This is a genomic window from Candidatus Magnetobacterium casense, assembly GCF_000714715.1.
Lineage (GTDB): Bacteria > Nitrospirota > Thermodesulfovibrionia > Thermodesulfovibrionales > Magnetobacteriaceae > Magnetobacterium > Magnetobacterium casense.
Map to the genome: position 1 here is coordinate 1 of NZ_JMFO01000051.1, position 12494 is coordinate 12494.

At 50.6% G+C, this 12494-nt stretch carries 11 protein-coding genes; 9 read left to right on the plus strand and 2 right to left on the minus strand.

The window, feature by feature from the left end:
- The first annotated feature begins 1003 nt into the window (after window positions 1-1003).
- From Mcas_RS15540 to gspG, 3 genes are read left to right on the plus strand one after another with little or no spacing between them, the layout of a single operon-like run.
- Entirely contained in the window at window positions 1004-2710 is a 1707-nt protein-coding gene (locus Mcas_RS15540; protein ID WP_040336474.1) for a tetratricopeptide repeat protein, read from the plus strand.
- Window positions 2711-2713: 3 nt separating this feature from the next.
- Window positions 2714-3580 (plus strand): 4-(cytidine 5'-diphospho)-2-C-methyl-D-erythritol kinase, encoded by an 867-nt coding sequence (gene ispE / locus Mcas_RS15545; protein ID WP_040336478.1) that lies wholly within the window; start codon window positions 2714-2716, stop codon window positions 3578-3580.
- A gap of 21 nt (window positions 3581-3601) precedes the next feature.
- Window positions 3602-4021 carry a type II secretion system major pseudopilin GspG gene (gspG, locus tag Mcas_RS15550; protein ID WP_200873728.1) on the plus strand — a complete coding sequence of 140 codons (420 nt, stop codon included), beginning with the start codon at window positions 3602-3604 and terminating at the stop codon, window positions 4019-4021.
- 108 nt (window positions 4022-4129) lie between these two features.
- On the opposite strand, the gene Mcas_RS15555 is transcribed toward gspG, so the two are convergent.
- Window positions 4130-6214, minus strand: a complete 2085-nt coding sequence (locus Mcas_RS15555) for a C1 family peptidase (protein ID WP_052567571.1) — start codon at window positions 6212-6214, stop codon at window positions 4130-4132.
- Window positions 6215-6478: 264 nt separating this feature from the next.
- Between Mcas_RS15555 and Mcas_RS17230 the strand changes: the two genes are divergently transcribed.
- The 6 genes from Mcas_RS17230 (at window position 6479) to Mcas_RS17900 (ending at window position 11969) form a co-directional block, all read left to right on the plus strand.
- Window positions 6479-7333, plus strand: a complete 855-nt coding sequence (locus Mcas_RS17230) for a M23 family metallopeptidase (RefSeq protein WP_162176349.1) — start codon at window positions 6479-6481, stop codon at window positions 7331-7333.
- A gap of 20 nt (window positions 7334-7353) precedes the next feature.
- The gene (locus tag Mcas_RS15565) at window positions 7354-7734 is read left to right on the plus strand and encodes a bactofilin family protein (RefSeq protein ID WP_040336475.1); all 381 of its coding nucleotides are present in this window, start codon (window positions 7354-7356) and stop codon (window positions 7732-7734) included.
- A gap of 6 nt (window positions 7735-7740) precedes the next feature.
- Window positions 7741-8127 (plus strand): bactofilin family protein, encoded by a 387-nt coding sequence (locus tag Mcas_RS15570; RefSeq protein ID WP_052567573.1) that lies wholly within the window; start codon window positions 7741-7743, stop codon window positions 8125-8127.
- A gap of 64 nt (window positions 8128-8191) precedes the next feature.
- Window positions 8192-8872 (plus strand): hypothetical protein, encoded by a 681-nt coding sequence (locus Mcas_RS15575; protein WP_040336476.1) that lies wholly within the window; start codon window positions 8192-8194, stop codon window positions 8870-8872.
- The gene (locus tag Mcas_RS17235) at window positions 8869-10077 is read left to right on the plus strand and encodes a M14/M99 family metallopeptidase (RefSeq protein WP_052567574.1); all 1209 of its coding nucleotides are present in this window, start codon (window positions 8869-8871) and stop codon (window positions 10075-10077) included. The genes Mcas_RS15575 and Mcas_RS17235 overlap by 4 nt, the downstream gene beginning before the upstream one ends.
- 113 nt (window positions 10078-10190) lie before the next feature.
- Window positions 10191-11969 carry a DegT/DnrJ/EryC1/StrS family aminotransferase gene (locus Mcas_RS17900; RefSeq protein ID WP_081853934.1) on the plus strand — a complete coding sequence of 593 codons (1779 nt, stop codon included), beginning with the start codon at window positions 10191-10193 and terminating at the stop codon, window positions 11967-11969.
- Between the two features lie 127 nt (window positions 11970-12096).
- Here the strand turns inward: Mcas_RS17900 and Mcas_RS15590 are convergent.
- A partial coding sequence (locus Mcas_RS15590) for a tetratricopeptide repeat protein (protein WP_162176350.1) occupies window positions 12097-12494 on the minus strand: 398 nt, incomplete at its 5' end.

Sequence of the window (12494 nt, forward strand, 5' to 3'; positions counted from 1 at the left end):
AGGCTAACTTCTTTAGATTATGTCGAAATGTAGCGTATTCACGGGTATCCTTGACTAACTTGCCGTCTTCACACTCCTTCAGTACTGTGCATACCACTACCTTCTTATGCACATCTAACCCAGCACAACCCTTTAACAATGCTTCCATTACGCTAATTCACCTCCTTGCCATTGTGGTCGGTTGGTGCTATTTAGGGTAGGCATTGTGGGTTACCTTGCTTACACATTCAGATAAGCAGGTCTTTTTACCGTGCGTCCTATAGCAATATATATACTATGGACATGCGGGGGTTCGTGCCACAATCCCCAGGTCAGTTTAACCATCGGGGTTGACCCACCAAAAAGTATATCGACCTTTTCCCTCCTTATATTATAACCTGTTTCAGTTGAATGAAAAAACTGTCAAGAACATATAAAATACATGGCACTTTTATGGGGTCAAGAGGACTTCTTTCTGGCCAGGGCGCCTCGCCCCTTCCCTATGTGGGTGGGTCTTAGGGAGGGGTCGGCGAGGGGCGAGCCACCCCCGGCTAAGTTCCCCCGGCATAAAAGGGGCAAAGCCCTCCCTTCTTTCTTTGCTTGCACGCACTGGAAACGGGCTATAATTGCTGCTTGCCAGAGGAAAAAGTTAACAGCTTCAACAGAACACAATGCAGAACACTATCGCAATTTTCATGGGCGGGGGCGAATATGCCTCCTATTCATGAAGGTTTAACCGGGAAATAAATTTTACCCTGCTTTCTTAAGAGGATACCTATTTTTTTTATGGAACTGCCAAATTTTTTTTATTTATGTTACTATAATAATTATAGACTAAACTACAGAAAGGTGGTGGGCAAGGATGACAATCAAGAAGGTAACTAAAAAGGCGGCTATTACTTGCAAGTGCAAGGGGTCTTGTTAGGTGGTCCCAGGGCAGTAGCTATTGAGGATAAACTTAAATTAAGGGATGAGGGGGCAGCAACCCTCTCTCTCCTTAAAACAGCGAACCAAAAAAGTAAAGATGAAAAATAAAGACAACGGTGTTTACAAAGGTTTATGTGTTGCTGCCACACTGGCAGTGTTACTTTCAACGTCCGTGTGTATGGCACAGGAGGCTGAGGGCTTTGACTCCGGGGCGGCTTATAGATTCATTCTTGGCGCCATAGCAGAGGGTGAAAGGGATTGGGATGGCGCCCTGAAACACTACAGGGCGGCGATAAAAGAAGACGAGACTTCACCGTATCTCAGGATGCAGGTGGCACTGATCCTCTGGCGTCAGGGCAAGCTCAATGAAGCCATCAAGGCAAACAAAGAGGTGCTGAAAAAGCACCCCAAATACACACCTGCCTTAAAGCTGATGGCAGAGATATACAACTCCCAAAACGACACAACTAACGCCATAAAGACATATGAAAAGATCGTGGAACTCAACAAGGACGACACCGAGGTCTATGTCTACCTCGGGGCAATGTATCTGTCCAAAAACGACTATAAAAACGCCTCAAGGGTCTTTGCCACGCTCGTAGAAAAGGCCCCCGACAACGTGATGGGGCTCTACTACCTCGGGGTAATCTCCATAGAGCAAGGAAACATGGATAAGGCCGAGGAATATATGCATAAGGTCACGGAAATAAATCCGGAGTTTGATTCCGCCCTGGTGGCCCTGGGAGTCATCGCCGGCAGCAGGGGCAAAAAAGACGAGGCCTATGGCTACCTCAAGGAGGCCCTCAGGATCAATCCGCATAACCTCAAGGCGCGTGAGATGCTGTCGAGGTACTATCTCAAAGACAAGGACTTCGGAAATGCCACCGAACAACTGACCGAACTCAGCAAAGAGCTGCCCGAAAACCTCGATATACACCTCAAGCTCGGTCTGCTGCACACGGAAAACGGCAACTACGAACAGGCGGTTGACGAGTTTATGATCGTCAAGTCTGCCGACAAGAACCATATCATGTCCCGCTACTACCTGTCGTTGGCCTATGAGGGACTGAGACAATACGATATGGCAATCGAAGAGCTGAAACAGATAATCAACCTAGATCCCAAAAACGTAAACGCCTTCCTGCGACTCGGCTTCCTGTATGCCGAGACCGATGACTACAAGATGGCTGCCAGGTACTATGAAGAGCTGCTGTCCTTTGATGATGGCAAAGCGGAGTTCTTTCTGTATCCGGCGCTGGCATATTCGCACATAAAGGATTACGGCAAGGCAAGGGGTTTTTTGCTCCGAGGCACTGAGAAATATCCGACCAATGAAGAGTTGTACTTTAACCTGGCCGTTATCTTTGAAAAGGAAGGCAACTTTGATGAAATGGTCACCCTGCTGAAAAAGGTGCTGGAGCTAAAGCCCGACCATGCCGAGGCCCTCAACTATCTGGGGTATAGCTACGTTGACAAGGGGCTTAACCTCGAAGAAGCCCTGGGGCTTATACAAAAGGCCATAGCGATCAAACCCGACAGTGGATACATCATAGACAGTCTGGGATGGGCATACTACAAGATGGGCAGGTACCAGGAGGCGCTGACTGAACTACAGAGGGCGCTGTTGCTGGTCGATGACGATGCCGTGTTGTATGAGCACCTCGGTGATGTCTACATTGAGCTGTCCATGAAGGAAAAGGCCATAGAGTCCTGGAAGAAGTCTATAGAGCACGTCAAGGACGAACCCGGACTGACAGAGAGGGTACAGGGCAAGATCGACCAACAAGTGCATTCCAAGCATTGAGTGGTGTTGCACTACAAGGCCCCTGCAAAGATAAACTGGTTTATATACGTCACCAGCAAGAGGGATGACGGTTACCATGACCTGTTGTCGGTGATGCAGAGTGTATCACTGTATGACGAACTGACGGTGGAACCTGCCGGGACAATCGAGGTTGTTACTGAGATGAACATCCCCACGGAGGACAACCTTGTATTTAAGGCAGCCTCGCTGCTTAGTAGCCATACCGGGTGTAAAAAAGGTGCCAGGATACACCTGAAAAAAGTGATCCCCACCGAGGCCGGTCTGGGTGGAGGTTCAAGCGATTGTGCCTGTACGCTGATTGCCCTTAACAGCCTTTGGGGGCTGGGGCTTACTGCGGGGCAATTAATGGAGCTGGGGGCCAGGCTTGGCAGCGACGTGCCGTTCTTTGTCGGTGCAACGTGTGCCTTTGTCAGCGGGCGCGGTGAAATCGTAACCCCAATGCAGAGTACCACCCCATGGGACATCCTGATAATCAAACCGCCTTTTTCGATCTCCACTGCCTGGGCGTATCAAAAGCTCAGGGCTTTCACCAGTTGCGCTTCTCTCAATCACCCCAGCGACCACATAGGCAAACGCCTCTGTAACGCCCTCAACAACAAGGACATCAAGGCCCTCATCCCCCTGATGAGAAACGACATCCAGGAGGCCATCCAGGGTGATTATCCCATGATAGGAGAGCTCCGTTCATATCTGTTGGAGCAGGGGGCGGTGGCGGCCATGCTCAGTGGCAGTGGTTCAGCCGTCTTTGGCGTCTTCGGTGACCCCAAAAAGGCCCGGTCCGCCCAACATACCCTTGAGTACCTTCCCGCCGGATGTCGGGGGTTTTTGGTTACGACCTTGACAAACTAGTGGCATTGTCGGCAATATATTATGATGAGAGTGAAACGTATACACGGCAGACATGGTGTAGCGGATGAGGCGGGCTTTACGCTGATTGAGATACTCATCGTGGTGATGATCATTGGCCTGATAGCCTCTCTCATAGCGCCGAACATTTTTGGACGGTTTGAGAAGTCCAAGGAGGAGCTTGCCAAGGCACAGGTTGAGATGCTCTCTTCGGCGGTACAATCCTACATGCTTGACATCGGCAGTTGTCCCAAGGAGATTAACGAGTTATTGACCTCCACGGAGAAGAAATGGCGCGGTCCATACCTGGCCAAACAGACCATCCCCCAAGACCCCTGGAACAGGGCCTACCAGTACAAGTGTCCGGGCGAACATGGCATGTTTGACCTCTACTCGCTTGGCCCAAACGGCAAGGTAGACGACCAGAACATAACAAACTGGTAGATTGGATCAAATTCAGGGCAATCGCATTTGACCGGAAGAGAAAAGAAAGGGGCGGCTTGTGGCAGGGGTGTCCTACCCCCCTCCGCCTCCCTTCTTTCTTTACAGCCCTTACTTCCTGCGATATCCGCTATCGTAGGAGCCGTATGAACCGGGGCCTGCGCTGTTGACCGAGACTACCCAGTAGTAATAGACCTTGCCAGCGGTGCCTGTTGTGTCACTGTAGCTTGTGGTTGCGATGGCGCTTTTGTTTATCTTGGCCCTGGTGCCGGTGGCAGTATCCGCCCTGTAGACGTCATATGAGCTGGCGCGCTGTTCAACGTTCCAACTGATAACCACCTTATCGGGATGTGTGCCATCGGTAGCCTTTATGCCTGTTGGCGCCGGCGGTACCAGGGCTATGGCGGTGAAGTTTATACCAGTGGCGTTCGTGCCGTTTAGTGCTACGGTCTTATTGGTTGGAGAGAGGGAGTAGTTGCTCTTTGTCGGGGTCACGGTGTAGTTTCCGTTGGGGAGTCCGGCGAAGGAGAATTTGCCGTTGATATCCGTGGTTGTTGAGGCGGACTTGGCTCCGGTGAGGGTTACTGTGGCGTCACGTACGCCGCTGGTGCCGCTGGTGATTGCCCCTGACAGTGAATATGTAACCGGCGTGGGCGTAGGGGTCGGTGTGGGAGTTGGCGTAGATGTCGGTTTAGGCGTAGGAGTAGGAGTTGGCGTGGGCGTAGGAGTGGAACCGGACGACTTTGAGAACGCCTTTACGCAAACGTTTGTCTTGACGTACTTGGACGCTATATCCGTCCACGCACTGCCGTTACTGCTTATATAGCTCTCACCGGCATTGGCCGTAGCCTTACTGCTGTAGTTGCTGAAAGGCATCTCTACAGGTATCGGGTAGTTGTATCCGGGGGTTGTCAGCTTTATGACCACGGAGAACTTTTGTCCGTTATTGAGGGCAACGGCCTGTGTCAGGTTTATCGTGTGATATCCGGCATATGCAATGCTGCCCGTTTGAGTCGTCACCAGGGTGCCTGATGCCGGGCCGGAGACGGCGTCCTTGTAGATGTATATTACGTAGGAGGAATTCGCCGCCATTGTATAAAATGCTACCGCTGCAACCTGTTCACTGCCGGCAGCGGTAAATATGTTTGCAAACCACCCGGTCTGACTGCCATAGCCAAAGCTGGTCGTAAGCCCCAGGGGGTCATACTGATAGATACGGCCATAGTTGGAGGTCGATTCGGCATTGTTAAAGACAAAGTTTGACATTCCCACCTTGCTGTCATAGTAAGAAATGTAGAAGTAGCCGCTTTCACCCCAACCGGTTCCCCAACTGTTTTTGACAATAAATGCCCCGTTGCCAGGGGGAACTGTGGAGAACTTCGATTTATCATAGTTATCATCCCAGCCCACAATGGCAACAGCGTGGTTTGACGAAGAGGTGCCATTGTAGTAGTAGGCGTATTTGCTTGAATTATAGTACGAATTGCTGTGGTAATATGCGGTATACATGGCGCCGTAGTTCATGACGACCTGTTTGATGTTGTCGTTATCGGATGAGTTACTCCTGCCCGGTACGATCAAGACCTCCTGGATGTGTTTTCTGGCGGTGAGGTCGGCGGGCGATGTGTTTGCCGAGGCGTTGTATGGGTCTTCGGATTCATTGACGGCTCCACTCCAGCGGGCGAGATAGGCCGTTGAGATAAAGGCGTTGCCGCCGCTGCATATACCCCAGTCAAAGCCGTGTGTATCCTTGAGGTGATTTTCGGAGAAGTCGTTTGATTCTGCCGACATCAGGGCGCTCTCCAGCGACCCGTAGGAGGCAAATGTCCAGCATGAACCGCAGTTGCCCTGATTCTTGACGGCCGTGAGCTTACCCTTTGTGCGCAGGTCGTACGATGCGGGCAATACGCCTCTGTGGTACATGTCATGCACGCTCTGTCCGGTCAGATGTGACAAGTCCACCGGTGAGGGGATGTAGCCGGTTGCATTGCCGTTTGTTTTTAGTTGCATCTCCATCTGCCCGATTGTAATGTCCTCGTTAAATTCGGGATTGAGTGGTGCCAGTTGCAGTTGTGCCTCCTCTGTCGCCGTTGCCAATCCATGACCAAATACCGTCAACAGCATAAGTGCCATCAGTACAAATAACCCTCCGCTTACCCATGACCTGAAATAGTTTACCCTTCTGTTTGCTTCCATTGTTGTGTGACCTCCATATCTTAAATCTCTTATTTAGTAACTCATACGAATTACTTTAGTTATGATTTTATTGTACAAGAGGAGGTTGGAACCTGTCTGTCACCACAATGACATTTTTTGAGAATTTTTAACGATGCATTATGAAATGTCAGGAAAAATTCACGAGTGAAATAAAATAACCTTGCATTTTTTATAATGTGTATGATATACTGTTTACACTTGTGCAGTATCCGTGCACAAGAATTTAGAAAGCAACTGGAGTTGATGATGTTGAAACTAAAGAAATTTATACGTCACTTGTTTACTCCAATAACAATACTGATAATACCCCACAGTAATGAGCAAACATACAGGGTGAAACTCCCCTCCGTTGGCATTGTCATGCTGGTAGCCATGTGGATTGCCTTTACAGGGTATATGGTTTCGGTTGGGGTGACCACTAAGGAGTACAACGAAATAAAGGGCAGGGCGGATTTCTATTACCGTCAGTTCACAGAGCTGCACGGCACCATCAATTCACTGAAGAAAGCAGAGGCACAGTTTAAAAAACTCTTTGCCTTCCAGACCAAGGAAGATGTCTTTAGAAATCTCGAAACGGATGACTCCGGCTCCATAGACATGCAACTGCTTAAAAAGCAGATAGAGCAGTCCGTCAAGGGAGTTGACGAAATCAAGGAGTATCTCAAAAAACAGCGAAATGTCTACAACGCAACCCCGCATGGCTCTCCTGTTGTTTCATCGCATATCAGTTCGCAGTTTGGTTGGCGTATACATCCGCAGACGGGCAGGAGCGAGTTTCACTCCGGCCTGGATATGGCAGCGTCAGCGGGGATGGCAGTGCGGGCTACGGCTGACGGCATAGTGAGCTTTGCCGAGTGGTCCGGGGGCAGTGGCAAGCTGGTTGTCATTGAGCATGGCTTTGGCTATACTACGTGTTATGCCCATAACAAGGAAATTGTGGTGAAGGTTGGTCAGCGAGTCAGACGGGGGGATGTTATAAGCTATGTGGGTTCTACCGGTAACTCCACCGGCCCGCATGTGCATTATGAAGTCTGGAAAAAGAACACACCCGTTGATCCTGCGGTGTTCCTGGCAAAAGAGGGCGAAGATAAACAATAGTGTAGAATCTTGAGGGGACGATGTTTGGTAAAAAACACGACAGAATAGAGACCCTTATTGGCGTAAGTACACAGATCAAGGGAACAATAGAGCTAAAGGGGACATTGCGTCTCGATGGCGGCTTTGAGGGTAATGTCAAGGCCGATTGGGTTGTGGTTGGAGAGAAGGGACATCTCAAGGGGGATATATACGCAAACGGCGTCGTAGTTGGCGGCCTGGTTGAGGGCAATATCAACGCACGGCAATACATAGAGATTATGACAAAGGGCAAGGTCTTTGGCGATGTCTACACCTCGAAGTTTGCCATACTTGAGGGCGGACTGTTTGAGGGACACTCAAAAATGCAGAATAATGAAATAGAAGGTGAGATATCAGTCTCCTTCAAGAAAGAGATAGAGTGAGAGAGCGTGGCAGAGGCTAATGGCAAGATAAACGGATTGATCGGTTCTGGTGTGAGCATTGAGGGCAAGTTGTCCTTTGACGGTGTGCTTAGGATCGATGGCATGTTTGAAGGTGAGATAGACGCCACTGGCACACTCGTTGTTGGAGAAGAGGGTGTACTGAAATCAACGATCAAGGTCGATACTGCCATTATTTCGGGAGAGGTCAGGGGCATGATTGAGGCCATCAGAAAAGTTGAACTGCACTCAAGGGCCAGGATGTATGGCGAAATAAGAACCCCTGTGATTGTGCTCTACTCCGGCGCCCTGTTTGTCGGACAGTGCCTCATGGCAAGTCAGAGAGATACGTCAGGCCTGAGCAATGAAGAACTAACACAACTGCCTGTAGCATAAAAACATAGAAAAACACCTTTCGCAACTTGCAGCAACATGCACAGGCATCCATGGTGCTATCGATATGAAAAAAAAAGAAACTGTAACACTTATATATTTCAGGGACAAGAGCGGTAAGGCCAGGACGTTTAAGATGGCCAGAGCGGTATTTGTCTCTCTGGTTACTGTAATGCTTCTGCTGCCTGTAGCCTCTGTCTACCTTGTGCTAAGGGGTGGCGCATTCAATGCTGACTTGCCTGCAAAACTGGCTGCCTTGGAGAGAGAAAACGCATCCCTGAAACACTCCCTGAAGTCGCTGGAGACCAAGAGGCTTAACTTTATAACCCACGTTGTACAAAAGCCGGAACCTGACACCAAAAAACCGGAGGATTTCAGCGCCAGGACGATCAATACAGGGCAGGTTGATGCCGATGGCCTCGAAATAACGAACCTGGAGGAAAAGAGACTGATTATCATATCATTTGATATCATCAAGTCCCGTATGATTGACACGAAAATGACCGGGTATGTATTTATTGTGTACAAGTCAGATGACAAGTACTATGGGTTACCCCAGGCAGCAGAGATACAAAACGGTGTACCGGTCAAATATACTGCCGGCGAGGGCTTTGATATCAAAAACAAGAAGCACTTTACCAAAACACTCAGCAACATCACACTCGATAAATTGCAACTGCTGTATCTACTGGTCTACGACGACACCGGAACCGTTATCCTAAAGAAAAACGTTGACCTGAGGTCATGAGTCTGTTGTACAAGCAATTAACATTCCTGCTTGTAATCATATCGAGCATATTCCTGATATACTCCGAGGCCCTGTCAAAGACCGACCACGTGGTCTACTTCGAGGGCACAGACTATGAACTTCACGTCTACAAGATTTCCGGTAAGGAACCGGGTAAGACGCTGATGATCATTGGCGGCATCCAGGGGGATGAGCCTGGAGGATACATGACGGCCGACCTCTATGCCGACGTGACTCTCAAAAAAGGCAACATGATAGTCGTACCACGGGCCAACTTCCTCTCCATCATGAAGCGCAAGAGGGCCATAAACAGCGACATGAACAGGAGGTTTGACTACATCAACTCAAAGGAGTACTACGAAGACAAGGTGGTTGAGATACTCAAGGGTCTCATAAAACAGAGTGACTTCCTGCTCAACCTCCATGAGGGTTCGGGCTTTTACTCGGAGCGTTACGAAAGCGACCTCGTAAATCCCAAGAGGTTCGGCCAGTCTGTCATCGCCGACACGGACGTCTTTAACACAAAGGATGGCAGGGTGTTAAATCTGGCCTATATCGCCAAGGACGTGATTAAGCGCGTTAACCCTCGAATCAAGGATAAAAATCACCTCTTCAGATTCAACAACCACAGGACCTTTGACAAAAACACCATGCACTCTGAGCAACGTAAATCGGCAACGTTCTATGCCCTGTCAACGCACAACATACCGGCCTTTGGCATTGAGGCATCCAAGGAGATAAAGGACCTCGAAAAGAAAATGCGATACCAGAGCATGGTCATAAATGCCTTCATGGAGAGGTTTGACATCGTACCGGAGAACCCCGGCATTGAGCTTGAAACCCCACGTCTTTCCTACCTCGTGGTATCGCTAAATGGCATGGAGTATCTGCTCCATAACACACACAAGTTGAGAGTCAAGGCCGGTGACAGGGTCAGGCTCACCGCAATAGTGGCAAACTATAAGCGTGGGCTTACCGTGGACGTCATAGGGGTTGGCGGCTCTAACGACCTCAACAGGGAGTTTGTCGTAAATTCTGCACTTAAGGCCGTTGTCATTAAGGATGGCTATAAGTGTGGTGAGGTGGGGTTTGCGTTAATGGCTGAGGGGAGCATTGCCAAAGTGATCACACGAGAGGGCATCGTGCGGGGTAAGGCGGCAGTACAGGTGGTACAATCCCTGGCATCGAAGGAGAGACGTCCGTAACGGGTCATATTATCATTTCACGAGAGGCCAGGGCCCTCATCCGCCACCTCAAGAGGGCGATATACGCAGGATTGCGGTATCGATGCCCCCTGTGTGAGAGCAATCTCAGGGCAATGAAGCCGTTGCCGGGACATTTTCCCTCCGAGGTTGAGGTCCGTGGACGGTGGTATGGCCTGGACGACTTTGAGACCCTCAATGCCAGGGACTACCTGTGTCCGGTCTGTGGCGCCTCCGACAGGGAGAGGTTGATTGCCCTCTATATCAGGGAAAGGACTCGTGACCTCAAAGGAAAAGCCTCCCTGCTGCACTTTGCCCCGGAGACGGCCTTGGCCATGTATCTCAAGGACACGGGGGTTTTCTCTTATCGCAGTTGCGACCTTTTCATGGTCGATGCCGATGACAGGATGGATATAACCAACATGTCAGGCTACGGTGACGACACCATCGACTGCTTTATCTGTAGCCACGTCCTTGAGCACGTGCATGATGACAGAAAGGCGTTGAGTGAGCTATACAGGATATTAAAACCGGGCGGCTGGGGAATTGTCCTGACCCCCGTGCTTTCAGGACTCGCTGATACCTATGAAGACCCCTCCATTACCTCAGCACAGGACAGGGAGCGGCATTTTGGCCAGGCCGACCACGTGAGGCTCTACGCAAAGGCTGACTATATAGCCAGGCTGTCCGGGGCGGGATTTGCCGTCAGTTGCCTTGGCGTTGACCACTTTGGTGCAGACACCCTCAGGCAGGCTGCCATCACCGCCAGGAGCGTCCTCTATGTCGTTGAGAAGCGGCGTGTTGTATGCACCCCGCCCCACCTCCACGTCACAAAGACATACCTGCCCTATGTGCAGAAGTACCAGGCCTACATCCGGGAGGTGTTTTGTGGCGGATGGCTGACCAACTACAGCCGGTTTGTCCGGGAACTCGAGGGCAGACTCACCGATTACCTTGGCGTCAAACACGTGATAGTTGTGGCAAACGGCACCCTGGCCCTCCAGGTGGCCTACAGGGCATTGGGGCTAAGTGGTGAAGTCGTAACGACGCCCTTCACCTTTGTTGCCACCTCCAGCGCCCTTGTGTGGGAGGGACTGACCCCGGTCTTTGCCGACATCGACCCCGATACCCTGAACCTGGATGCGGCGCAGATCGAGGCAAGCATCACAGATAAGACCTCCGCTATCGTGGCCGTGCATGTCTTTGGCAACCCCTGTGCCATAGGGGAGATTGAACGTATTGCCCAACGGCACTCACTCAAGGTCATCTACGATGCCTCCCACGCCTTTGGGGTGGACTATGACGGCAGGGGCATTGCCGGCTATGGGAACGTTTCCACGTTGAGCTTTCATGCCACCAAGATATTTCACACCGCCGAGGGTGGCGCCGTGGTCACCAATGACGACGACATTGCGTCCAGGGTCAGGCGGATGATTAACTTCGGGATCACCGGCCCCGAGACCATAGAAGACCTGGGCATCAATGCCAAGATGAGCGAGCTTCACGCAACACTAGGTCTGTGCATCCTCGACGACATGCAAAAGATAACCGCTGCCAGAAGCAAGGTCTTTGACAGGTATGAAAGGTCTCTGTGCGCAACACTCCGGCGGCAGAGGCATGAGTCCCAGGCAAGCAGGAATTACGGATATTACCCCGTGATATTCCAGAGCGAAGGGCTGCTCCTGGAGGTGAAAGAGTCATTGAACGGCCTGGGCATCTATCCGCGGAGGTACTTTTTCCCCTCACTGAACACCGTCCCCTATCTTGGCCACGGTCAACGTGTCCCTGTATCTGAGGACATTGCCAAGCGTATCCTCTGTTTGCCAATCTACTGTGATCTGCCCGAGGATGTCCAGGATATCATAATAGACACGATCAACACCGCCCTGAGATAGGAAACATATTAAGGTAGCATTTTATGGGGTCAAGGGGACTGGTCCCCTTGCAGGGGGTTCTAAAGGGGGGCGGAGCCGCCCCTTTCTTTGTCTTGTGGGAGGTATCAAAGGGACACAGGGGACAGCCTCAAGACCACGCCAAAGCGGCCTTTGCGGTGTACTCGGCTGCCTTGTGCGGATCGCCGGATTTGGCAAAGACGTCGGCGAGGTTCTTACACACTTGAGCAATATTGGGATGTCTTTCTCCATAGACTTCCATCCAGATATTAAGGGCTTTTTCGAAAAACGCAATAGCCTGCTTTGGGTCGCCTAACGTATACAACGCACTGCCAATATTGTTATACGAAATAGCCACATCCGGATGTCTTTCTCCATAGACTTCCAACCTGATCACAATGGATTTTTCGTAAAACGCAATCGCCTGTTTTGAGTCGCCTAACGTACCCCACGCACTGCCAATGTTGTTATACGAAATAGCCACATCCGGATGTCTTTCTCCATAGACTTCCAACCTGACTCGCAAGG

Coding starts and splice junctions, on each gene's coding strand:
- Mcas_RS15540 (WP_040336474.1), top strand. CDS start 1,004: ATGAAAAATAAAGACAACGGTGTTTACAAAGGTTTATGTGTTGCTGCC.
- gspG (WP_200873728.1), top strand. CDS start 3,602: ATGATGAGAGTGAAACGTATACACGGCAGACATGGTGTAGCGGATGAG.
- Mcas_RS15555 (WP_052567571.1), bottom strand. CDS start 6,214: ATGGAAGCAAACAGAAGGGTAAACTATTTCAGGTCATGGGTAAGCGGA.
- Mcas_RS17230 (WP_162176349.1), top strand. CDS start 6,479: ATGATGTTGAAACTAAAGAAATTTATACGTCACTTGTTTACTCCAATA.
- Mcas_RS15565 (WP_040336475.1), top strand. CDS start 7,354: ATGTTTGGTAAAAAACACGACAGAATAGAGACCCTTATTGGCGTAAGT.
- Mcas_RS15575 (WP_040336476.1), top strand. CDS start 8,192: ATGAAAAAAAAAGAAACTGTAACACTTATATATTTCAGGGACAAGAGC.
- Mcas_RS17235 (WP_052567574.1), top strand. CDS start 8,869: ATGAGTCTGTTGTACAAGCAATTAACATTCCTGCTTGTAATCATATCG.
- Mcas_RS17900 (WP_081853934.1), top strand. CDS start 10,191: ATGAAGCCGTTGCCGGGACATTTTCCCTCCGAGGTTGAGGTCCGTGGA.